20 protein-coding genes and 2 pseudogenes are annotated in these 23,812 nt (G+C 36.9%); 11 read left to right on the top strand and 11 right to left on the bottom strand.

The annotated features are described in order from the left end of the window. Positions 1–2: 2 nt before the first annotated feature. From NGI26_RS02195 to NGI26_RS02180, 4 genes are all read right to left on the bottom strand, one after another. Entirely contained in the window at positions 3–776 is a 774-nt protein-coding gene (locus NGI26_RS02195; protein WP_251935423.1) for an HAD hydrolase family protein, read from the bottom strand. A 4-nt stretch (positions 777–780) separates the two neighbouring features. Then, positions 781–1,638 (bottom strand): bifunctional methylenetetrahydrofolate dehydrogenase/methenyltetrahydrofolate cyclohydrolase, encoded by an 858-nt coding sequence (locus tag NGI26_RS02190; RefSeq protein WP_286009821.1) that lies wholly within the window; start codon positions 1,636–1,638, stop codon positions 781–783. Positions 1,639–1,777: 139 nt separating this feature from the next. Then, the gene (locus tag NGI26_RS02185; protein ID WP_251935419.1) at positions 1,778–2,512 is read right to left on the bottom strand and encodes an amino acid ABC transporter ATP-binding protein; all 735 of its coding nucleotides are present in this window, start codon (positions 2,510–2,512) and stop codon (positions 1,778–1,780) included. Next, positions 2,512–3,195 (bottom strand): amino acid ABC transporter permease, encoded by a 684-nt coding sequence (locus NGI26_RS02180; RefSeq protein WP_251935416.1) that lies wholly within the window; start codon positions 3,193–3,195, stop codon positions 2,512–2,514. Before NGI26_RS02180 ends, NGI26_RS02185 begins: the two co-directional genes overlap by 1 nt. Positions 3,196–3,397: 202 nt before the next feature. On the opposite strand from NGI26_RS02180, the gene NGI26_RS02175 reads away from it, so the two are divergent. The 5 genes and pseudogenes from NGI26_RS02175 (at position 3,398) to NGI26_RS02155 (ending at position 7,830) form a co-directional block, all read left to right on the top strand. Further along, a complete protein-coding gene (locus tag NGI26_RS02175) occupies positions 3,398–3,628 on the top strand; it encodes a DUF1797 family protein (protein ID WP_004253825.1) in 231 nt (76 codons plus the stop codon). Positions 3,629–3,868: 240 nt separating this feature from the next. Then, entirely contained in the window at positions 3,869–6,118 is a 2,250-nt protein-coding gene (locus tag NGI26_RS02170; protein WP_251935413.1) for an ATP-dependent Clp protease ATP-binding subunit, read from the top strand. Between the two features lie 89 nt (positions 6,119–6,207). Then, on the top strand, positions 6,208–6,657 hold the full coding sequence (locus NGI26_RS02165; protein WP_251935411.1) for an NUDIX hydrolase: 450 nt from the start codon (positions 6,208–6,210) through the stop codon (positions 6,655–6,657). Positions 6,658–6,720: 63 nt separating this feature from the next. Continuing rightward, the gene (locus NGI26_RS02160) at positions 6,721–7,020 is read left to right on the top strand and encodes a DUF1827 family protein (protein ID WP_251935408.1); all 300 of its coding nucleotides are present in this window, start codon (positions 6,721–6,723) and stop codon (positions 7,018–7,020) included. 172 nt (positions 7,021–7,192) lie between these two features. After that, positions 7,193–7,830, top strand: a pseudogene (locus tag NGI26_RS02155) (GNAT family N-acetyltransferase). Between the two features lie 39 nt (positions 7,831–7,869). On the opposite strand, the gene metK reads toward NGI26_RS02155, so the two are convergent. Together metK and NGI26_RS02145 are read right to left on the bottom strand one after the other, a co-directional pair. Next, complete coding sequence (gene metK / locus NGI26_RS02150; RefSeq protein WP_251935405.1) at positions 7,870–9,060, bottom strand: methionine adenosyltransferase; 1,191 nt, start codon at positions 9,058–9,060, stop codon at positions 7,870–7,872. A 222-nt stretch (positions 9,061–9,282) separates the two neighbouring features. Then, positions 9,283–9,981 (bottom strand): GntR family transcriptional regulator, encoded by a 699-nt coding sequence (locus tag NGI26_RS02145; protein WP_251935403.1) that lies wholly within the window; start codon positions 9,979–9,981, stop codon positions 9,283–9,285. Positions 9,982–10,121: 140 nt separating this feature from the next. Here NGI26_RS02145 and guaA point away from each other — a divergent pair, with 140 nt between their 5' ends. After that, on the top strand, positions 10,122–11,684 hold the full coding sequence (guaA, locus tag NGI26_RS02140; RefSeq protein WP_251935401.1) for a glutamine-hydrolyzing GMP synthase: 1,563 nt from the start codon (positions 10,122–10,124) through the stop codon (positions 11,682–11,684). Positions 11,685–12,052: 368 nt separating this feature from the next. On the opposite strand, the pseudogene NGI26_RS02135 reads toward guaA, so the two are convergent. After that, positions 12,053–12,391, bottom strand: a pseudogene (locus NGI26_RS02135) (hypothetical protein); the annotation flags it as partial. 319 nt (positions 12,392–12,710) lie between these two features. Here NGI26_RS02135 and NGI26_RS02130 point away from each other — a divergent pair. Both NGI26_RS02130 and NGI26_RS02125 read left to right on the top strand, forming a co-directional pair. Further along, positions 12,711–13,748 carry a hypothetical protein gene (locus NGI26_RS02130; RefSeq protein ID WP_251935397.1) on the top strand — a complete coding sequence of 346 codons (1,038 nt, stop codon included), beginning with the start codon at positions 12,711–12,713 and terminating at the stop codon, positions 13,746–13,748. 44 nt (positions 13,749–13,792) lie between these two features. Further along, positions 13,793–14,200, top strand: coding sequence for a DUF6680 family protein (locus NGI26_RS02125; RefSeq protein WP_075565954.1), 408 nt, complete (start codon positions 13,793–13,795; stop codon positions 14,198–14,200). Between the two features lie 69 nt (positions 14,201–14,269). Here NGI26_RS02125 and NGI26_RS02120 read toward each other — a convergent pair whose 3' ends face one another. Further along, on the bottom strand, positions 14,270–14,440 hold the full coding sequence (locus NGI26_RS02120; protein WP_251935394.1) for a hypothetical protein: 171 nt from the start codon (positions 14,438–14,440) through the stop codon (positions 14,270–14,272). A 147-nt stretch (positions 14,441–14,587) separates the two neighbouring features. Here NGI26_RS02120 and NGI26_RS02115 point away from each other — a divergent pair, with 147 nt between their 5' ends. Both NGI26_RS02115 and NGI26_RS02110 read left to right on the top strand, forming a co-directional pair. Beyond that, entirely contained in the window at positions 14,588–14,776 is a 189-nt protein-coding gene (locus tag NGI26_RS02115; RefSeq protein WP_000171300.1) for a hypothetical protein, read from the top strand. Then, positions 14,769–15,380, top strand: a complete 612-nt coding sequence (locus tag NGI26_RS02110; RefSeq protein ID WP_251935391.1) for a Fic/DOC family protein — start codon at positions 14,769–14,771, stop codon at positions 15,378–15,380. The genes NGI26_RS02115 and NGI26_RS02110 overlap by 8 nt, the downstream gene beginning before the upstream one ends. Before the next feature lie 255 nt (positions 15,381–15,635). Here NGI26_RS02110 and NGI26_RS02105 read toward each other — a convergent pair whose 3' ends face one another. After that, the gene (locus NGI26_RS02105) at positions 15,636–15,869 is read right to left on the bottom strand and encodes a hypothetical protein (protein WP_231069238.1); all 234 of its coding nucleotides are present in this window, start codon (positions 15,867–15,869) and stop codon (positions 15,636–15,638) included. 1,270 nt (positions 15,870–17,139) lie between these two features. On the opposite strand from NGI26_RS02105, the gene NGI26_RS02100 reads away from it, so the two are divergent. After that, entirely contained in the window at positions 17,140–18,150 is a 1,011-nt protein-coding gene (locus tag NGI26_RS02100) for a site-specific integrase (RefSeq protein ID WP_251935389.1), read from the top strand. A gap of 90 nt (positions 18,151–18,240) precedes the next feature. Here the strand turns inward: NGI26_RS02100 and NGI26_RS02095 are convergent, their stop codons facing one another. Together NGI26_RS02095 and NGI26_RS02090 are read right to left on the bottom strand one after the other, a co-directional pair. Continuing rightward, a complete protein-coding gene (locus NGI26_RS02095; protein WP_251935387.1) occupies positions 18,241–18,627 on the bottom strand; it encodes a hypothetical protein in 387 nt (128 codons plus the stop codon). Positions 18,628–18,775: 148 nt separating this feature from the next. Then, positions 18,776–23,785, bottom strand: a complete 5,010-nt coding sequence (locus NGI26_RS02090) for an SEC10/PgrA surface exclusion domain-containing protein (RefSeq protein WP_251935385.1) — start codon at positions 23,783–23,785, stop codon at positions 18,776–18,778. Positions 23,786–23,812 lie beyond the last annotated feature (27 nt).

Here is a 23,812-nt window from a genome sequence, read left to right as displayed (position 1 = left end):
ATCTATTTTCCCTTAAATTCCGCAAAGGTCTGTAAGATTTTAGCTGCTACTGCTGGAGAAGGTTCTCCTTTTAGCTCAACCGTTTCATCTGCATATGGACTAAGGCCAGCAAAATCTCCTATCTGGACTGAATAAAGAGACGTTTTAAACAGTTCGATATCATTTTGGTCATTTCCAAAAGCAATAAAGTTCTCTCCACACAACTTTTCAACAGTTGTCGCCTTGTGAGTATCTAAGGGATTAACATAAAGACACTTTTCATGTGCATGATAAGACAGATGAGCCTGCCCCAGTCTTTCTAACTGTCCAATCAGGTCATCAAGTAAATCCTCATGGTCTCCCATATAAACGACTACCTTAATAGGAGTACCCAAATCCTCGAGTTTCTGATGACGAGCCACCTTTAAAGGATCCACACTAGAGATAAATGGAATCTTTTCCACAATCTGACCACTATAGTCAAAGCGATCGTCCACAAAGAAAGGGAGATTATAGGTCTGGCAATAACCCACTAGTGCCTGATAAACTCTAGCATCGAGATTTCTTTCATAGATAGCTTTCCCCAGATAATAGGCTACACCACCATTCAGACCTATGACCAACCGCTGACTGAGTTCAGTGCCTAATAAGCCCAAACAATCCCGATAAGAGCGAGCTGAAGCAAATACAACCTCATGCCCGTAATCTTCAGCTTTTAAAAGAACCTGCTTAATCTCCTCATCTATGGTCATATAGTCGAAAGACAGCGTCCCATCTAGATCAAATACGAATTTCATCTTCCTAGTCCTTGTTTAGTGTACGAAGCGCTGACTGATAAGTCTGTTCCATCAGCATGGTAATAGTCATAGGTCCAACTCCACCAGGGACCGGTGTGATATAGCTAGCGATTGGTGCAACAGCATCGTAATCAACATCTCCACAGAGCTTGCCATTTTCATCTCGGTTCATTCCCACATCAATGACAACCGCACCAGGCTTCACAAAATCAGCAGTCACAAACTTGGCACGACCGATAGCTACTACTAGAATATCAGCTTTAGAAGCTACTTGAGCTAGATTGTGGGTGCGAGAGTGGGTCAAGGTTACAGTTGCATTTTTAGCTAACAATAACTGGGCCATAGGCTTCCCAACAATATTTGAACGACCAATGACGACCGCATTTTTACCTTCTAAGTCAATCCCATATTCATGAAACATTTCCATAATTCCTGCAGGAGTTGAAGGAATCATAACTGGGTGACCAGACCAAAGGCGTCCCATGTTGAGCGGATGAAAACCATCCACATCCTTCTCAGGGTCAATAGCCAATAAAACAGCTTCTTCATTTATATGTTTTGGCAATGGTAGCTGTACCAAAATCCCATGCCAAGCTGGATCTTGATTGTAGTTGCCAATCAAATCCAACAATTCCTCTTGAGTAGTGGTCTCAGGTACACGAACGACTTCACTTCGGAAACCTGCAGCAATAGCTGAACGTTCCTTGTTGCGAACGTAAACTTGGCTGGCTGGATTTTCTCCAACTAAAATGACAACTAAGCCAGGCACCAAGCCTGTCTCTTCTTTTAGTTTAGCCGTTTTTTCAGCCAATTGTCCTTGTAACTTGGCCGCTAAAGCCTTTCCATCAATCATCTGTGTCATGTATTTTCTCTTTTCTAACAAATATTTTCTATTATAACAAAAAATCGTTCGGCATTCTAACACTTCTTACCTAAGAGCCCTTATAGTCTGAAACTATAAGAAAAAGCTCCAGTTGGAGCTTTTCTAATTGACTCTAGTCTTACAAAACCTTACTCAAAAAGTCCTTGGTTCTTTGTTCTTGGGTTTGTTCAAAGACTTGCTCTGGAGTCCCGTCTTCGACAACAACACCATCAGCCATAAAGATGACACGGTCTGCTACTTCACGCGCAAAGCCCATTTCATGCGTTACGATAACCATGGTCATGCCAGATTGAGCAAGTTCTTGCATAACTGCCAGTACTTCCCCTACCATTTCTGGATCTAAAGCAGAAGTCGGTTCATCAAAGAGCAAGACATCTGGTTCCATGGCTAGACCACGAGCGATAGCGATACGCTGTTGCTGTCCACCAGACAAACTTTGTGGATAGGCATCTGCCTTATCTGGTAAACCAACCTTTTCCAAGAGCTCATGAGCTCTCTTTGCAGCCACTTCCTTACTTTCTCCCTTAGTCTTAATAGGAGAGAGTGTAATATTTTCCATTACTGTCATATTGGGGAAAAGATTGAATTGTTGGAAAACCATCCCCATCTTTTCACGCATGGCAAAGAGATCATTTTTCTTATCCGTAATGTCTACACCTTCAAAGATGACCTTTCCTTTTGTAGCTTCTTCGAGGAGATTCATCGAGCGAAGGAGGGTTGACTTACCGCTACCAGAAGGTCCGATAATGACCACTACTTCTCCTTTTTTGATTTCAAGATCAATTCCTTTTAAAACTTCATTCTTTCCAAAGCTTTTATGAAGATTTTCAATTTTTATAAGTGTTTCAGTCATTATTTTTTCTCTCCTTGTCCCATACGATTTTCAAAAGCTTTTAATGCCAGTGTCAAGATAGAGGTCATAATCAAGTAGTAAAAGGCTGCAAATAAGAGTGGAGTTAACGGTAAGTAAGTAGTTGTTGACACCGTAGTAGCTCCATTCCACAACTCCATGACACCGATTGCTGACAAGAGCGAGCTATCTTTGATAATGGTAATAAACTCATTCCCCAAGGCTGGTAAAATATTTCGAATAGCTTGTGGGAGAATGACATAGCGCATGGCGTTTTTTGGACGAATCCCTAGTGAATAAGCTGCTTCTAATTGGCCCTTCGGCACTGCATTAATCCCAGCACGAACGGTTTCTGATACATAAGCACCACTATTCATAGAAATAATTAAAATACCCGGAATCAAGCGAGTAAGATCAACATCTAAAATCCCTATTTGAATAGTAGGAGCACTAATATGCATCAACGCAAAGGCAATCATAATCTGCACCATCATCGGTGTCCCACGGAAGACCCAGATGTAAAGATTAGCAAACCAAACAAGTGGCTTAATCTTCGACCGTTGTGCAAAGGCCAACAACACTCCTAGAATGGTCCCTAAAAAGACCACTAAAATAGAAATGATAATGGTAACAATTGCACCGTAGTTAAAATATGGCAGGTATTTCGGTAAAAAAGAAAAATTCATGGATGCTCTACTTTCTATATTTAATTTAAACTTAAAGCTTGTATAAGAATAACATATTTTGCATAAAAATTCAACCTCCTCACCTGATAATTTCAATAAATTTTCAAAGACGAGGGAAATAGTGAGAAATCTAAGTTTTTTCTAGTCAAGTAGAGTCTGTTTATGGTAAAATAGTAAAGATAAGAAATGGAGGAGAATCAAAATGGAATCACATTTAGTTAGAATCATCAATCGCTTAGAAGCAATGACAAAAGATGGTGGTAACTTAAAACGTAACTTTGAACGCGAAGGAGTTGTTGTCGCAGAGGTTGCATTTAACCACGACGAAGAAAACGGACCACTCTTTACACTTCGTGATGTTGAAGCTCGTGAAACGTATACATTTGATAGCATCGACTTGATTGCGATGGAAATCTACGAACTTTTATACTAATCGTTTTATAGAGGCTGGAGAATACTCCTGCTTTGACCTAGGAAAATCCTTTTTGTCTGACAAATGGGATTTTTCTTTTTATCACTCTATTTCATCTATATAATTCTTTGTTCATAAATTCTAAGACTCAATCTTTTTACTTGCTTTCCCCTTCAATCATGATATAATGAGACTAAAGAACTTTGACTATTTTTGACCTTTGTTTTTTAGTCAAAGCCAAGAAAGAAACGAGGTAGAGGTATGCTCTGTCAAAATTGTAAAATCAATGACTCAACGATCCATCTTTACACCAATCTTAATGGACAACAAAAGCAAATTGACCTTTGTCAAAATTGCTACAAAATTATCAAAACAGATCCTAACAATAGCTTATTTAAAGGAATTACAGATTTAAACAACCGTGATTTTGATCCCTTTGGAGACTTCTTTAACGATCTGAACAACTTTAGACCTTCTTCAAATAACAATGTTCCTCCAACTCAGTCAGGTGGTGGTTATGGCGGCAATGATGGTTATGGTTCCCAAAATCGCGGGCCCGCTCAAACACCTCCTCCTAGTCAAGAAAAAGGACTCTTGGAAGAGTACGGGATCAATATAACTGAGATTGCCCGTCGTGGAAATGTCGATCCTGTTATCGGTCGTGACGAAGAAATCATCCGTGTCATTGAAATTCTCAACCGTAGAACCAAAAATAATCCCGTCCTTATCGGTGAGCCTGGTGTTGGTAAGACAGCAGTTGTTGAGGGCCTCGCTCAGAAAATAGTTGACGGTGACGTTCCCCATAAACTTCAAGGGAAAGAAGTCATTCGCCTAGACGTCGTGAGTCTTGTCCAAGGCACAGGAATTCGTGGACAGTTTGAAGAGCGCATGCAAAAACTCATGGAAGAAATTCGTCAGCGCAAAGATGTCATCCTCTTTATCGACGAAATTCATGAGATTGTTGGTGCTGGTTCTGCTGGAGACGGCAATATGGATGCCGGAAATATCCTCAAACCTGCCCTTTCTCGTGGCGAACTTCAGTTAGTTGGTGCTACTACCCTCAATGAGTACCGCATCATCGAAAAAGACGCTGCCCTTGAGCGTCGGATGCAACCTGTTAAGGTTGATGAACCAACGGTTGAAGAAACCATTATTATTCTTAAAGGTATTCAAAAAAAATACGAAGATTACCACCACGTTCAATATACAGATGCTGCTATCGAAGCCGCTGCGACTCTTTCCAACCGCTACATCCAAGATCGTTTCTTGCCTGACAAGGCTATTGACCTCTTAGATGAAGCTGGTTCTAAAATGAACTTAACGCTAAACTTTGTTGACCCTAAGGTAATCGACCAACGCTTAATCGAGGCCGAAAATCTCAAGGCCCAAGCAACTCGAGATGAAGATTTCGAGAAAGCGGCCTACTTCCGTGACCAGATTGCTAAATATAAAGAAATGCAAAAAACAAAAGTAACGGATCAGGATACTCCGATTATCAGCGAAAAGACGATTGAACACATTATTGAGCAAAAGACTAATATTCCAGTTGGCGATTTGAAAGAAAAAGAGCAGTCTCAACTCATCAATCTAGCAGACGACCTCAAGGCTCACGTTATCGGCCAAGATGATGCAGTTGATAAGATTGCTAAGGCTATCCGCCGTAACCGTGTTGGTCTTGGAACTCCAAACCGTCCAATCGGTAGCTTCCTCTTTGTTGGTCCTACCGGTGTCGGTAAAACAGAACTTTCTAAACAACTGGCTATCGAACTGTTTGGTTCTGCTGATAGCATGATTCGCTTTGATATGAGTGAATACATGGAAAAACATAGTGTTGCCAAACTTGTCGGCGCACCTCCAGGCTATGTTGGTTACGATGAAGCAGGTCAGTTGACTGAGAAAGTGCGTCGCAATCCCTACTCACTAATCCTATTGGATGAGGTTGAAAAAGCCCATCCAGATGTCATGCATATGTTCCTTCAAGTTTTGGATGATGGTCGTTTAACTGATGGTCAAGGTCGAACTGTTAGCTTTAAGGATGCCATCATTATCATGACCTCAAATGCAGGTACAGGCAAAGCTGAAGCAAGCGTCGGATTTGGTGCAGCTAGAGAAGGGCGTACCAACTCTGTCCTCGGTGAACTCGGCAACTTCTTTAGCCCTGAGTTTATGAACCGCTTCGATGGGATTATCGAATTCAAGGCTCTCAGCAAGGAAAATCTCCTTCAAATCGTTGACCTCATGCTGAATGATGTCAATAAACGACTCTCAAGCAACAACATCCATCTAGATGTTACAGATAAGGTTAAAGAAAAACTTGTAGACCTTGGCTACGATCCAAAAATGGGAGCACGTCCACTACGTCGTACGATTCAGGATTATATCGAAGATGCGATTACTGACTACTACCTTGAAAATCCAAGCGAAAAAGAACTCAAGGCAGTCATGACAAGTAAAGGTAAAATCATGATTAAGTCAAAAAATAAAACAGAAACAGTTGAGTCGAAGGACTAGTTTCTTGAATACAAAAGAATGTTCTTGCTTGACAGTAAGAGCATTCTTTAATATGATAGAAAGAAAGCGCACTCACGAAGGAGAAAACTATGACAAATCCAACATTTGGAGAAAAAATAGAGGGAGTAACCTACAAAAATAGATATGGCGTTTATGCAGTCATACCTGATGCAAATCATGAAAATATTATCCTCGTACAAGCTCCAAATGGTGCATGGTTCTTACCAGGAGGTGAAATTGAAGAAGGCGAAAACCATTTCGAAGCTCTCAAACGAGAGTTGATTGAAGAATTAGGATTTTCTGCTGAAATTGGCACCTACTATGGACAAGCGGATGAATACTTTTATTCTAGCCATCGTGACACCTACTACTACAATCCAGCTTATCTCTATGAAGCTACTTCTTATCAAGAAATCCAAAAACCTCTCGAGGACTTCAATCACCTAGCTTGGTTCCCAATCGATGAAGCGATTGCTCACTTAAAACGTGGAAGTCACAAATGGGCGATTGAAGCTTGGAAAAAACAACATCAAATTTAAACTATCTTTACCAAATTTCCCAAAAAGTGCTATAATAGACATAGAAATACAGGAGGAAACCCTATGAAGCTTATCAATACTACAAATTCACACTCGCAACTTGTTAAAAGTCAGCTAGAAAGTACCGACGCAACGCTTGTAGAGGTTTATTCTGCGGGAAATACAGATGTTATTTTTACTCAGGCTCCACTTCATTACGAAATCCTCATTTCCAATAAACATCGGGCAATCCGTGAAAAAGAAATGGAAATAATCCAAGAATTTTTCCTCAGTCGTAAAATTAATCAACAGGCTATTGATAAGGCAAATATTAAAACCCTCTATTCTGATAAATTGATTGAGATTTCAATCCCTACAAGATAGAATCTACTAACAAAATCATTTAATCTACCCTGACAGTTAAAACTGTGGGGTATTTTAATGCTTTTTTCTTGTGTAAATTTCTAAATCATTTTTGTGAAAATTTCACACTTTAATCGAAAAATGAAAGAAATTTCGTTATAATAGTTAGAGAGATTTAATGAAGGAGTATGATATGAAAGAATTAGTATATAGAGAAGCCAAACTAGATGAATACCAAAAAATTGGGAAAGTTTTGGCTGATGCCTTTATGGACTACCCTTTCATGACTCTTATCAAAGATGATTTAAAGAAACCAGAATATTATCCTGCATTCTTAGAACTAATGGATAGCCTTCTGACTAGACTTTATATCAAAGGAGAGACCTATCTAGTCGCTGAACAAGACGGGGAAATCATGGCAGTTGCCCTTTTGCAACAGAAGGATTTTACCATTCTTTCCTATCTATTAAATGGTGTCAACAAACTCTTCCGATACATCACCCCAAGAAAACTTTTAAAATATCTTGATTTAGTTGAGCGCTCTGAACAGCACTTAAAAAATCAGGAAACTTTGATTGGTATTTGATGATGTTAGGAGTAAACGCTTCTTGTCAAAATCAAGGAATCGGGAGTGCTTTTCTACAAGAAGGCGTTGAACCTTATCTGAAATCCAAAGGCTGCAAACGTTTAGGCCTAATTACTAGCATTGATAAGAACGTCTTCTTTTACAAAAAGAATAACTTTACTTTACTAGATTTTATGATGTTAGAATACGGAACAAAATCGATTGGAAACTGGGCTTTTGTAAAAATCCTGGATAAGGAATATTAAACTAAAAAAGATTGGTCCTTAAACCAATCTTTTTTTATGTTACTTAACTGCTTCTTTCAAGGCTTCTACCTTGTCCAAGCGTTCCCATGGAAGATCAATATCTGTACGTCCCATATGTCCATAAGCCGCTGTTTGACGGTAGATTGGACGTTTGAGGTCTAGCATTTGGATAATTCCTGCAGGACGAAGGTCAAAGATTTGACGCGCTGCTTGTTCCAACTTGCTTTCTGCTACTGTACCAGTACCGAAGGTATCGATACGCACAGATACAGGATGAGCCACCCCAATCGCATAAGCCAATTGCACTTCTGCTTTCTTTGCAAGACCTGCAGCAACAATGTTTTTAGCAATGTAGCGAGCTGCATAAGATGCTGAGCGGTCAACCTTAGTGGCATCCTTACCAGAGAAGGCACCACCACCGTGACGTGAATAACCACCATAGGTATCCACGATGATTTTACGACCAGTCAAACCTGAGTCTCCTTGAGGTCCTCCGATAACGAAACGACCTGTTGGATTGATGAAGAATTTAGTCTCATCGTCAAGATACGAAGCTGGAATCACTTCCTTGATAACCTTGTTAATCACATCCTCATGGATTTGTTCATTAGTAACTTCTGGATCGTGTTGGGTTGAAATAACGACAGTGTCCACACGCACTGGTTGGTCATTTTCATCATATTCAACAGTAACTTGAGATTTAGCGTCTGGACGAAGGTAACTAATTTCACCAGACTTACGTAGCTCTGCCAAACGACGAACCAACTTGTGGCTGAGTGAGATTGGCAATGGCATGAGTTCTTCAGTTTCATCAACTGCAAAACCAAACATGAGACCTTGGTCTCCAGCTCCAATCAAATCAAGTGGATCTTGATCCGCATTCCCACGAACTTCTAAGGCTTCATTAACCCCTTGAGCGATATCTGGTGATTGTTCTACCAAGGATGGGTGAACTCCTACCGTCTCCGCAGAAAAACCGTACTCTGTATTGGTATAACCAATCTCTGCAATGGTATCACGAACCACTCGGTTAATATCGACATAAGCATTGGTTGAAATTTCACCGAAAACATGTACTGAACCAGTATAAACAGCTGTTTCAGCAGCAACGTGTGCTTCTGGATCTTGCTCTATAATAGCATCCAAGATAGCATCTGAAATTTGGTCTGCAATCTTATCTGGATGCCCCTCAGATACCGATTCAGACGTGAATAATTTACGTTCTGACATAAAAATGTCCCCCCTTAAAAAATATTCGTTATAGAGTTACAAAGAACTGGTAGATGCTTTCTACCACCTTATCGGGACCATATAACTTAACTATTATAACACGAATCTTTGAAAAATACTCGTATGATTGCTATTTTTCTTACTAGGAAAATGTTTTCTAATCTTAATCAAATAAAAAACTCTTAAAGTAGATGGGGTTCTACTTCAAGAGCGATGTTAAAACTAATTATTTTCCAAATAAAACTCAAACCGTTCTCCAACGTATTGGCTCTTTACATACTCAAAAGCCGTTCCGTCATCAAAGTAAGAAACCTGAGTCAAACCTAAAATAGCATGCCCTTTTTCAACTTCTAAATAATGAGCTATCTTTTCTTTGGCTAGACGGGCATAAATAGTCTGATGAGATTTTCCAATCCGATAACCATGTTCTTGTAAGGTTTGAAAGAAATGCTTGGTTACTTCTTCTTTTTTGAAATTTTTGATAAATTTCTCAGGAATCGACGCCACTTCGTAGACGACAGGAACCTTATCAGCATAGCGAATACGTTCCATCCGAATGATATTATCAGTTGGCAGGATACCTAGTTTAGCCACTTCTTGCTCATTAGGGATTGTCCGACGATAAGAAATCAGGTGACTAGAGGGAGTCTTCCCTTGAGCTTTTACAATCTCGGTGAAACTGGTTGTTCCACGCATTTTTTCCTGAACACGTGTGCTTGAAACAAAGGTCCCACTACCTACGCGTCGTTCCAAAACTCCTTCTTCAACCAAAAGAGAGATTGCTTGACGTAAGGTCATGCGGCTAACGGCAAATTCTTCTGCTAAATCTCGCTCACTTGGAAGTCTTTCCCCAATTTTCCAACTTCCGTCATCAATATCTTTCTTGATTTGGTCATGGATTTTCATATAAGCTGGTAACATGCTTGTTCACTTCTTTTCTTTATTTTTTCCATTGTACCCTATCTCATAGGGAAAAGTCAAACCGCACTTGTTTGGTTGGTAATTCTACCCCTTTTATGATAGAATATTCAAGAAGATATTTCTTTTAAGAAAGGGAAAAGATGAGCAACATTTCAACTGATTTGCATGATGTCGAAAAGATCATCGTACTGGACTACGGTAGCCAGTATAACCAACTGATCTCACGTCGTATCCGTGAGATTGGTGTCTTTTCAGAACTAAAAAGTCACAAGATTTCGGCTGACGAAGTCCGTGCTATCAATCCTGTAGGGATTGTACTTTCAGGTGGTCCAAACTCTGTTTATGAAGAAGGATCATTTGATATTGATCCAGAAATTTTCGAACTTGGTATTCCAATTTTGGGAATCTGCTACGGTATGCAACTCTTGACTCACAAGCTTGGTGGGAAGGTTGTTCCTGCAGGAGATGCCGGAAATCGTGAATACGGTCAATCAAAATTGACTCACACAGAATCTGCTCTTTTTGCGGGTACTCCAGATGAGCAACTTGTCTTGATGAGTCACGGAGATGCGGTTACAGAAATTCCTGCAGACTTTGTCCGTACTGGTACATCAGCTGACTGTCCTTATGCAGCCATTGAAAACCCTGATAAGAAAATCTATGGTATCCAATTCCACCCTGAGGTTCGTCACTCCATTCATGGCTATGATATCCTTCGTAACTTTGCCTTGAATATCTGTGGTGCCAAAGGAGACTGGACTATGGATAACTTCATCGAGATGCAAATCAAACAAATCCGCGAAAAAGTTGGAGACAAACGTGTTCTCCTCGGACTTTCTGGTGGTGTTGACTCTTCTGTAGTTGGAGTTCTTCTCCAAAAAGCTATCGGTGATCAATTGATCTGTATCTTTGTAGACCACGGTCTTCTCCGTAAAGGGGAAGCTGACCAAGTTATGGATATGCTTGGTGGTAAGTTTGGTTTGAATATCGTTAAAGCAGATGCTGCCAAACGTTTCCTTGATAAATTGGCTGGCATATCTGATCCTGAACAAAAACGTAAGATTATCGGTAATGAATTTGTCTATGTCTTTGATGATGAAGCAAGCAAACTCAAAGATGTAAAATTCTTAGCTCAAGGAACACTTTACACAGACGTGATCGAGTCAGGTACGGATACTGCTCAAACTATCAAGTCTCACCACAACGTTGGTGGACTTCCAGAAGACATGCAGTTTGAACTCATCGAACCTCTCAATACTCTTTACAAGGATGAAGTTCGTGCCCTCGGTACTGAACTTGGTATGCCAGACCACATCGTATGGCGTCAACCATTCCCAGGTCCAGGTCTTGCAATCCGTGTTATGGGTGAAATCACTGAAGAAAAACTTGAAACCGTTCGCGAATCAGACGCTATCCTTCGTGAAGAAATCGCCAAAGCTGGTCTTGACCGCGATATCTGGCAATACTTCACTGTTAACACTGGCGTTCGTTCCGTAGGTGTTATGGGAGACGGCCGTACTTATGACTACACAATCGCTATCCGCGCTATCACTTCTATCGATGGAATGACAGCTGACTTCGCTAAGATTCCTTGGGAAGTTCTCCAAAAAATCTCAGTCCGTATCGTAAACGAAGTTGACCACGTTAACCGTATCGTCTACGATATCACAAGTAAACCACCTGCAACCGTTGAGTGGGAATGATTTATAAACATGATTTGAAGTGAAATGGTTGATTTAACAGCATTTTCAGTTGTTATAAAAGGTTAAAAATAAATCAAAATTGATTGGTTCCCCACCAAAAATCCCACCAGAAATATTCTGATGGGATTTTTTTATATTAAATTTTATTTTTCTATTATTTGATGCTTTACAAGCTTTCTTAAGACCTAGTTGGAAACATTTTTATTTGAATAAGTTTCAATATCCGCTTAAAATCAATGTTTTCCCACATTTACAGAAAACAGAATTTCATCTAATTTGAATCAATTTCAGTTGAATGATGTGAATTTTACCCTAAAAATACACGAATTGAGCTAGATTTTACCATAAAGTTCACACCATTGGTTCAATTATTTTTTGTTACGTACGTTTTTCTTAGATGATAGACTTCCTAATTTATTTCTTATAGCATTTGAGCAAACCTCCGTTAAAGGTTCTCCTATTGCCTCCTTGTAATTAAATCCTAATAATTGCATAGTCTTTAAAGTATCTTTATTAAGTAAAGCAACCAATTGTTTCATTGAATCTTCTTTCCCATCTTCAACATTAGTAAATGAAGATAGAAGAGAAATAACCCGTTCTAAAGTGTTGTGCAAATACTCAATATCTTTATCATCAATATGTACTTTTTCATATTCTTCTTTATATGCCTGAGCAATTCTGATTGCCTGTTCTCGTTCCGAAAGTAAAACTGGAAATTTTTGTACTTTTCCCGAGACAGTGGATAAACCCTTGATACGACTAAGTTTAAGGCGTAATATACACTCTCTAAAAAATGTACTTTATAATCGAAATGTACTTTATTTTAAGGCAAGATAAAGTACATTTTTTGATTTAGAAGCGTTCAATAAGTATCATTTATAAAGTACATTTTGGTAAAAAGTATTAATACTTTCAATTGTACATTTTTTTTAATGAAAATATTTCTTTTCTAACCATTACAAAACTCGTGAATGTTGAATACTTAGTGGTATAATTAAAACATGACATATAGAAAGAAATAGCCCTATGGAAAACAATCATAGCGAAGTTCAAAAAAACAAATTGACAATTGATAAAGTCCCAGTTCAAAACAAAAAGCTTACAGAAGCCCTTAGAGTTTTTCATGAGACACTTAATCATTCAAGGTTGATTGAGGTTCAAAATAGTATGCTACAAGCAAATAAAGCTGCTGAAGCTGCGTTATCAAGTTTTAATTTTTCTAAGCAAATAGCTGAAACCACTAAACCGTTTCTAACAGAAATAAACTCAGCCACGTCTATTTTAAATAACCAAGCATATCTTAAAATTCTATCTGATACAGAAGCAGCAGTTAGTTCAATTCTTTTAAAAACTCAAATAGATAATATTGGACGGATACTTGAACCTATTCACAATATTTTTGTTAAATCCACTTTGAATTTTACTGAAAGTTTAAAAGAATTTTTAAAGGAATACCATGAACCTTATTCTGAAACAGAAGCAGAAGCAATCACTTTAAATATTGAAAAACTTGCTGAAGAAGGTTGGGTAATCTACCATAGCTATAGTGATGACTATCGAACAATCTGCACTATAGATTTTGAAGAATTGATAAAAGAGTGGCAAACTCTATTAAAAGAAGATCTTGAAGATAAGGAACTTATACAAGAGTTAAAAGACTCAACGTATTACTCAGAACATTTGATAGATTCTATGATTGAAAGTTATAGAAGCCAAAATTATTACGCTTCTTATACTCTTGCTACGATAGCAATTGACGGAGCATTAAACAGATTTTCAGAACAATTTTCAAATAAAAAAAGAATACCTGTGGGATACAGATCTGTCGACTTATTAAATAGTCAAATTGTTAATAAAACGTTTTCTGATATCAGTCTATTTCATTGGTTATTCAGATTTTTTGATGATACTGACAACTTTACACTAGAAGAACCTAATAGAAATATGATTAGTCATGGGCGGTGGGAACATCCACTCTTTGAAAAAGATTTTTTAAAGTTATTTAATGTGCTTTTGTGTATTCTAAGCAACTTTGAGTTTTTTCAGGGCGATTTGTTAAAATAACAGTGAATTAACGCTATTTGTTAAATAAAGAAAGGGGTTTGAAAATGGATATTATTGTTAATACGGATTTTATTAATACTGTCATCACTTCTATAATTACGTCAGGGATTATCGGAGTGTTTATATCAGAATACTATCAAAGAAAAACTTTAGTAAAAATAATGAAAAGAGATTTTGTGATAGAACTCTTTGCTAATAGATTTATGTTGCAAGCCGACTATTCTGGTGATGCAAATGAATTAAATAAGTGCCTTGGTAAAATACCAATTATTTTTTCTGACAATGAGGAGGTAATTAACTGTTATGATAAATTCCTTTCTGAAATAAATGAAAAAAATCTTTTAAGATTAATAAAATCAGTTTGTCAGGATAAAACTGTGAATATTGATATTTCTAATTGGGATAACAAAATGATTATTAAGACACTTTCGATAAAGAATGATAATTCATAAATATAGTTTCAATTTTTGGGAATAATATACATTTTTGGCGATTTTTTCTCAAAAAAAAATTTTTAGTTATCATCCCAACTCATTTACAATTTCATCATAAGTATTTCGTAATTTATCGGCGTTACGTTCTTCCTTTAATGATTGAATTTTACTATTCACTAGTGTTGTTGTTCCCTTAAATGTTAGAGTTCCCAATTCAATCCCTGCTTTTACTAAAGCTTCTGTAATATATGGCTCCATGCTATACCTCTGTTATTTCTTTTTATAATAAAACCATTTTATCATAAATCTACATTAAACATAATACATCTTATAGTCTCTATCCCTTTAGGTAAAAATACCGATTTTATGGTATAATAAAGGTAACATTATATAAGGAGATGTGACATGACTCTTGATGTAAATAAAGAAGAATTAACAATTTTAGGGATTCCTTTTGATAATTTTTCAGATTTCGATACCGTCTGGTATGCTATTGGATCATCAATGATTGAAAATTATGAACCTACTGTTCAAGATGTGATTGATTTAAAAACTTATGTTGTCAATAGACGAAAGGAATTGAATATTGGTTAAAAATCAATACGAAGGCTATAAGTACATTGACCCTAATCATCAATATACCTATCCAAATTCCACAGTATTAATCAACAAACAAAATGTTACAAATATTGAAGAAGCCTACCGAAATGAACACTTATTCGTTACTAAAAGACTTGCAGACTTGCGCTTGAAAGCCATTGAAGTCTATTCCATGAGTAATATTTTAGCCATTCATAACTATTTGTTTCAAGACGTTTATGCCTGGTCAGGACAATATCGCAAGGTGAATATCTCTAAAAGTGGTAATCCTTTTATGTCGATACAGTCGTTTAATTCTGCAGAAACTTATATAAATCATCTCATTCATTCCTATCATCAAACTGCCAACTCAAAAGATGAAATCATTAAACATTTAGCAAAAATTCTTGATAATCTCAATTATTTCCATCCCTTTCGAGAAGGAAATGGACGAACCCAACGAGAAGTTATTCGTTCCTTAGCACTATCAAAAGGCTATTCTGCACAAATACGAGTGGAACAAGATGACGAAGTTTACAACCTTTATATGGACGGAACTGTCTATGGAGACTTAGAGAAGTTAGAAGAATTATTTGCTAAAATATTAAAAGAAATATAGGTTGTAATACTTGGTAATTAGAGAAGTTTAATAGTAGGTCGTTACGTTTCATTGGAAACGAAAAAACCTTGATTTAATGCGATTCTTGAAATTTCAAATTTCAATATATTGCAATAAAAATCAACCGAATCACTATCTTTTTTGAAATAAAAATGATGATTCGGATATTTAAAAGAAGAGGAACTGAACTGCACCCCAAAAGTTAGATTTTTTCTGTCTAACTTTTGGGGTGCAGTTTGCTTGATCCCAGTATGTTTATTTCATTTTGGATAACTTCATCAATAAACTTAAGCGTTCATCATTTTTGAGCTCTGATAACATGCAAATCAACCGCTCATATCCAAGTTCTTTCTTCTGCTTGATTAATGAGTTCATCACAGCCACCAAATCATCTGGCGTAAAATTCCTTAAGTAAAGTGTAATATAACTTCCACTATTAGAAAATAGGCTAACATGAATTGCATTATGTTCTTTTTGTCTAATTTTCATTCCTCCTGTAGACTCCCTGATATGGAACTCATACACTGTCTTTTTGGGGTAGCAATCAAATGAGTTTTCGAATTCTCTGCGATTTTTATAGAGAATATAGTTAATGAGTGAATAATATTTTAGAAACATAGTTGTTTCCTCCTAAAATGTTTTTACAGTTATAGTATGCCACAAATCCCAATTTATAAAAAAAATAATTAAGAAAAAACGATAAAGATATTGTTTCACTTATTGAATTTTTTGTAGTTTTTCCTCTTTCTCTCATCCCTCATTTATTTTGCAATTCTAATTTTTCTGTGTGTTTAGCGTTGACAGAAACGTATGTGTAAGTCACGCTAAACACACAGTACTAGGTAAAAGTGAATAACGTAAAAAAATCTTATCCTGATTTTTTTATTTTAAAATTTATGGCATACTAATAATATCTAGATAATTGATTGAGTAGAGACGTAACTAATATAGCTACGTTTTTTTATGTTTGAAAGGAGGTAGCTATCGTGGAAACAGTAGGTTTAAGCTGGGTTAGGAAAGAACCAGTTTTGTATTTCATTAACTAAAAAAAATAAATGTATAGATAATAAAAGAGATGTCAATAGCAGTTTAAAAAAAATTTTTGATCGTAACAAAGTAAAGAATAAAAGTAAAAAACGAAAGTAAATAACAGGAACCAATTTTTGTATTTCATTTACCAATAAAAAATAAATGTATAGATAATAAAAGTAATGTCAACAGCAGTTTAAAAAAAATTTTTTGATCGTAACAAAGTAAAGAATAAAAGTAAAAAACGAAAGTAAATAACAGGAACCAATTTTTGTATTCCATTAACTAAAAAATAAATGTATAGATAATAAAAGTAATGTCAACAGCAGTTTAAAAAAATTTTTTGATCATAACAAAGTAAAAAATCAAAGTATAAAAACTAAAGTAAATAACAAAAGTCTAAAAATCAAATACAAAAACTAGCTTAGCTCAGTCGCTAAATTCAGAGCATTTAAACCTGAAAAAGACTAACAAGAAAAAACAACAGATTTTTATCTGAAAGATGGAACTCTACATCTTATTTGAATTGAGTCAACTTGTCATGTTGTAAAATGACTTGGTTATCTTCTTAGCCATCAATTAAGAAGCGCCCTCAGCAAAGGGAAGATACTACATCAGTGAATATAAGCTTAAGTCACTGCACTACTTCAACTTGAATAAAAAAGACCTTAAGATTTTTCTTAAGATCTTCTTTAAAAATAGACAATATACATATAGAAAGGAAAGAACTATGGCAAAGAAGAGACGTAGTCGTGCTGATCGACGAGAAGCTAAAGAGAAAGCTAAGAAACAACAGATAGATTCTCTAACTACTTTCGAAGGCCGTAAACAATTCGTCCAATCAAAAGGACTAACTAATCTAGTCACGCGCTTTAAAAAAGGAAAGGGGATCAAGCGAAATGAATCCAAAAAAACGGGAGAGGACATTCATTTAATCCATACCGACCGAACTCTTCATAACTACGCTGGTTCCTGGAGCAGATTTGCTTCCTTTGTTGCCTCAATAACTACTGCCGAAGATTTAGAAGCTCTTGATAAATCTAACGATACTGAGGGATGGATTGACTTAGTGAATCAATACTTAGAACATTGTAAGAAATTAGGGCTTTCTGCTCCAACCCAGTCAACCTATAAAGCAGCATTAGCCAAAGTTTTAGGAGTCCCTTCTACCGCTTTTATTGCAACTGATATTCGATATCGAGCCGACAAAAAGAATAATCGTTTGAAGTCTAATGACGACAGGATGTCTGAAGAAACAAATAATCGCTGGTTCTCAATCGTATCTGCCACTGGGTTACGTAAAAATGAATTAAAAGCTATTACAGGTGATTCTCTACATCAACGTGAAGATGGTCGATACTATCTTAAAATCATTGGTAAAAAGCATAAATCAAAAGGAGCACGAGACCGATGGATTCCGATTATTACGCGAGACAAAGAAGAATTAGAAAGGCTTGTTGAAGAATTTAAACTAGCTGGTAAAAAGCGTGTGTTTCAAGTTCCAACTGCTTTAAAACCTCATAAATATCGTGCAGAATACGCAAAACTTCTTTATCTTCTTGTTGCGCGAGATCCCAAAGATATCAAAGATAAAAAAGAAAAAATTTATCTACGAGGCGAATTAAAAGGTGTTGTCCTTGATCGAAAGGCTTGTTTAATTGTATCACGCGCTCTCGGACACAATCGACCAGAAGAATTTCAAAAATCCTATGCATATAAGTTAATCGCACAAGCAAACTAATCAGCACTTCTAAAAAATAATGGTATATCTCTCCTTAAAATAAAAAAGGTAGTTCAAATTATTGAACTACCTTTTTTTAATACTATTTAGTTATTTTTGCTTTTCAAATGTTCCATCTTTTATAAGAAACTTACTTTGTAATGTTTTAGCTGTATCAAACTTAAAATCAAGTTTTTTCACTTCTTTAGCACCTTCTTCAGGCAATTCTGCTTTTGCACTAGATGCACCATCTATAGTTAATTTGATATATTTACCAGCTACTTTCCATGTTCCTTCTTTAGTTTCATCGTTATCATTAGTCAATTCAAGGCTGTTATCTTTTTTAAATTCTATCATAACATCATGCTCTTTATCATACCATGAGCCAACGAACTGGCTTGCTGGATCAGATTTTTGATTTAGGTAAAAGAACGTTCCACCCGCCACTAAAAGTGCTACAAGTACAGAAGCTACTATCACAATAATTTTTTTCATCATTTTTTCCTCCTAAAATACTAAAATGTATTGAATAAAAATTTTAAATCTTTTTTATAGAAATTAAAATACTAAAAATTTCATGTTGTATTCGTTCTGCCCTTATAAATAACTTACTATTATAACAGAACTCTAACTTAGTATATCCTAGTTAATCACGTCTTCTAAGTGGTACTGCTAGACCAATTCCACTAAGTATAGTTCCTAGAACTACCATCAACATATTTTCACTTGAACCTGTGTTTGGTAAAGTCGTATTGACACCATATTTAGGTTTGTTTCCAACATAGATATAAGCTGGATTACTTAGAGCAGTTCTAAGTTTGTCTGTTACCAGTTTATGTTCTATATTTGATACCTTAGAATCATGTCTATGGTTCAATGATTCTTGAGGTTTATTATATGCCTTCTGATAAGCAAGTAGAACAGCCTCATACTGAGCTTTGGCATCCAATTGGTTTTGGAGGAGAGCATTTAGTTTAGCTTGTTCTGCTTCAAGAGTTTGAAGAGCTAGGCGGTGAGCCTCAAGAGCTTTTTCGTAAGCTTCTTTTGCGACTTCGTAGTTTTCAGAAGCGTGGATGAGGCTATCAAGGAGTTTTTCCAACTCTTTAATGCTGTCTTCGATTTTAGCAATTTCTGCACGAACAGCTTTTTCTTGAGCTTTCAAGTCGTCTAGTTGAGCTTGAATAGTCGCTAGAACTTTTTCCTCTTCGGCTTGTTTTGCTTTGAGTGCTTCAAGAACTTTTTCTTCTTGCGCAAGTTCAGCTTGTGCTTGTTCCAAAGCTTCTTGTTTAGTCTTCACATCAGCAGTTAGATTTTTAACTGCCAATTTAGCATCTGACAAACGTTTTTCTGCAAGAGCTTCAGCTTCAAGAGCTTGGTCATAAGCTTCTTGAGCATCAGGAGTTAAGTCCTTAGTTGCTTCTAGTGTTGCAATCACTTTACGAGTGGCTGTAAGCTCATCATCAGCTTTTTGATAAGTAGCTTTTGCAACTTCAAGGTCAGCTTGTGTAGCTTTCGCAAGAGTTTCAGATTCTTCAAGCTTTTGAATAGCATCTGCCAAAGCTTTACGTTTTTCTTGCAATCCTGAGTTTAGGTTCTTAACGGCAGTTTCTGCATTATCCAAGCGAGTTTGAGCAGCCTTGTACTCTAATGTTGCTTGGTCAAATTTTGCTTGAGCTTCAGGTGTCAAATCCTTAATTGCAAGGAGTGAAGCAAGAGCTTTTTGGATATTTGAAAGCGTACTTGTTGCTTTAGTGTGTGCTTTTTCTGCGTTAGCTTTCTTAGTTTGAGCAGTAGCGTTAGTTTTCTCAGCTTCTTTCAGAGCTTGAATAGCATCTGCCAAAGCTTGGCGTTTCACTTTAAGGTCAGCGTTCAGGTTCTTAACGGCTGTTTCTGCATTTTCTAAACGAGTTTTAGCTGTATTGTAGGCTTGTTCTGCTTGGTCAAATTTTGCTTGAGCATCAGGAGTCAAGTCTTTAATCGCTTTTACTTTAGCTAGAGCATCCTTAGCTTGTTCTAAGGCTTTAGAAGCATTGTTCTTAGCAGAAATTGCTTGTGCAAGATTAGATTTTGCAGTTTTATCAGCTTTTTCAGCTTGACTCAGTTCTGATTTGGCTTGTGCAAGCTTGTTGCTATTTGTGTTGATCTCGTTATTAAGGTCAACCAAAGCTTTCTCAGCTTTTTCATATCGTGTTTTGGCAGTTTGGTGTTCTGCTTTTGCAGTATCAAACTTAGCTTGAGCTTCAGGAGTTAAGTCTTTAATTGCTTTTGTACGTTTGATAGCATCTTTAATGCTGTTAAGTTTATCAACTGCATTGTTATGCTCAGTAGTTGCTTTTTCAAGACTTTCTTGCGCAACCTTGTTTGCGATTTTTGCTTTAGACAAGGCTTTTTCTGCTTCTTTGTGAGTAGCACGTTTATTCTGAATTTCTTTTGTAAGATTTGCATAAGCAGTGCTTGCGTTTGTGTTACGCAATTCAGCTTTGTTTAATTCTGACTTAGCATTATCAAGAACACGCTCTGCATTAGGTGTCAAATCTTGTGTGTTGATCAAGGTATTAAGACGGTTTGTGGTTGTTGCAAGATTAGATTTTGCAGTTTCATCTGCACGTTTAGCAGCAACTAAGCGATTTTGAACATTATTATTTGTCGCAATAGCAGAAACTTGAGTTTTCTTAGCTTGTGCCAAATCTTTTTCCATCTTGCCGGTGTCAAATGGAGTTGGGAGTGGTTTTGCGATACCGTTTTGGTAGTATTCATCCACATAAGTTTCAGTTCGTTCCCCTGTTTGTGGGTCTCGTGAGATAATATAACGAGCATCTTTTCCTGCAAAACGGACAAAGTGGATGCGCCCAACATTATTTTTGGTGTAACTGATATTTCCACCAACTGCACTTTGGATAAATGGTTTTTCTCGTCCAACCATGCCTTTCATGTGTCCGAAATAGGCATGAATATCATTCGTCATAAAGTCGATAACAGCATCGTAAACTTCACGGTAGAGCTGAGACATAGTGGCTTTGCGAGTTTCTTTAACATTCCCACCACCCAAGTCCTGAGATGTTGCTAAAATCCATGCGTAGTTCAATACTTCTCCGTTATATCTTACAGTATCCACTCCGTGGTTATTAAGGGCTGTGTGGCTATGTCCGTCATCGTAAGGTTTATTTTCATTGGCATAGTTTTTGGCAATGTTTTTAATTCCTTGAACAGACTCTTTGGTAACGATAAAGTTATGTGTTCCCCAGATTTGGTCTTGGAGGTTGTTTGCCATAAGCACATAGTAGTGGCTCAAAGCTTTAATTTGTTCTTCAGTGATGTTATCCAAATCAACTAGAGTATCATCAATTGGAAGGACAATGTTTTTGTTGTCCCAGCCAGTAAAGACGTTTTTCTTAGTTTCTGGATTCCAAACAAACTGTGGTTTTCCAAAATCGTACTTGCCACCCTTGTACCAAGCTTGGATAGCATTATTCAAAGCATGTTTATTCGCTTCACTATCATCATTCAAGTAAGTCTTGTATGCTGAAATGACATTTTGTGGTAACTGAGGGATGGTCAAGTTCTTGATGGCAGAGATTTGTTTCTCAAGCGTATCAACAGCTTTATCTGCTTCTTTTTTAGCGTTTTCAGCATTTTTAGCGGCAGATGTCGCGTCAGACAATTCTTGAGCAGTTGTTCGCTTGGTATCTTCTTGTTGACTTTTTAGAGTCTTCAAGTCTTGGATGTCAGAGCGTTTTTTAGCATCTGTATTTTTTGCTTCAGCCAACTTACGTTCAGCATCCTCTTTTTTAGCTTGCTTAGTTGCTAAGTCAGATTTAGCGTTGTCACGTTCATTTGTAACACCTGACAAACGATTTTCAGATGAAGCAAGATTATCTTTTGCATCTTTTTCATCTTTAGTAGCTTTTTGAAGTTTAGTTGAAGCTTGAATTGCACCACCTTGGGCTTTGATCAAAGCATTTGCAGTTTTAGCTTCTTCAGCCTCAGCTTGAGTTTTTCCTTTGTCTAACAAAGTAAGTTGTTCTGTTTTTTTAGCATCTGCACTTTTTGCATCATTCAAGTTCTTCGTAACACTTGTAAGGTTAGCTTCTTTTTTAGCTAAGTCAGACTTAGCATTGTCACGCTCATTTGTAACGCCAGCCACTTTCCCTTTAGAAGCATCCAAAGTTTCTTGAGCAGTTTTTTCTGCTTTTTTCTTTTTCTTCAAGTCATCAGAAGCTTGGTTTGTGGCAGTTTGAGCGTCAGACAAGTTACTTTCTGCTTGCTTCAGCGTAGCAGTCGCTTGTTCTAAGTTAGTTGTAGCTTGAGCAAGTTCTTTGGCTTTTTTAGAATCTGCCTTTTTAGCATCATCCAAGACCTTAGTAGCATTTGTAAGAACTTCTTCTTTTTTAGTCAAATCGTTTTCTGCAGCATTACGCTCATCCAAAACTGCTTTTGCGCCTGTACCATCAAGTACCGCTTGGGCATTATTCTTATCTTTATTAGCAATCGCCAGATGAGATGATGCTTCTTCAGCTAATTTAGTTGCATCAGCCAAAACTTTAGAGGTAGAAGTAACAGTATTTACTGCTTCCTCTTCAGCCTTCTTTAATTTAGTAATATCATCTGCTTTTTTAGCATCAGTCTTTTTAGCATCATCCAACTTTTTAGAAGCATCTGCAAGTGTCGCTTCTTTGTTAATCAAGTCAGCTTTCGCATTATCACGCTCATCTAGTATAGCTTTTGTCCCAGTCCCATCAAGAACAGTTTGTGCGCTATCTTTAGCTTGTTTCGCCACATTTAATGAAGATGTAGCTTGATTGTGAGCTTGTGCGGCTTTTGAAAGGGTATCAGTCGCCTGATTAAAAGTATTTTTTTGTTCTGCTTCAAGTTCTTTTGCTTCATTCAACTTACGAGCTTTTGTCGCATCAGTAGTTTGTGATTGTTCAAGAGCTTTCTTCGCATCTTTCACGATAGCTTTTTTAGCTTCTAGCTCTTTCTTAGCAGCCTTTTCTTCTTTGATAACTTTGTCAGCGCTAGTTCCATTCAAAACACCTTGAGCGTTCTGAACTTTCTTTTCTGCACCAGCAACCTTTTCAGCTTGCTTGTTTGTAGCTTCCGTAGCATCTTTAACAACAGCTTCTTGTGTATTTTTCTTTCCTTGCACTTGATTTTGTTGTTCTTTCAAAGAATCAATTTCTTCTGTGTGCGTAGTCACTTCTTTCTTAGAAGCATCAATCGCTTTTTTTGTTCCTTCGATTGCTTCAGGAGTTGCAGCGTTTTTCTTTTGTTCAGCTTGTTCAAGCGCTTCTTTAGCAGAGCTTTCTGTCGCAGAAGTTGTAGCTTCTTGTTTCTTAGCTTCTTCAACAACAGGAGTTTGAGTTTCAACAGCTTGGTCAGCTTGATCTTTGATTTCTTTTGCTTGTCCAACAACTTCTTGAGTTGGAGTCTTAGTTACAAGAGCAGTTCCGTTTGAAACCTCAACACCCTCGACTTGAGTGATAGAAGTTGTAGGTGAAGTTTGTACATGTTTTTCTTCAGCTACTGTATTGTCTGTCGGTTTTACATCAACCTGTTCATCTGCTTTTACAGATAGGGTTGAAAAACTTGTTAAAGCAACTCCTGCCGCTAAAGCAAGAGTTATTTTTTTATTCTTTTTGCTTTTTCTTGATTTCATTTTTACCCATATAAATTTGAAGCGTAT

Origin of the sequence: Streptococcus sp. Marseille-Q0941 (genome assembly GCF_943736975.1) — a bacterium.
Lineage (GTDB): Bacteria > Bacillota > Bacilli > Lactobacillales > Streptococcaceae > Streptococcus.
The sequence above is the reverse complement of the archived record's forward strand: the minus strand, read 5'-3'. Positions and strand labels throughout refer to the sequence as shown.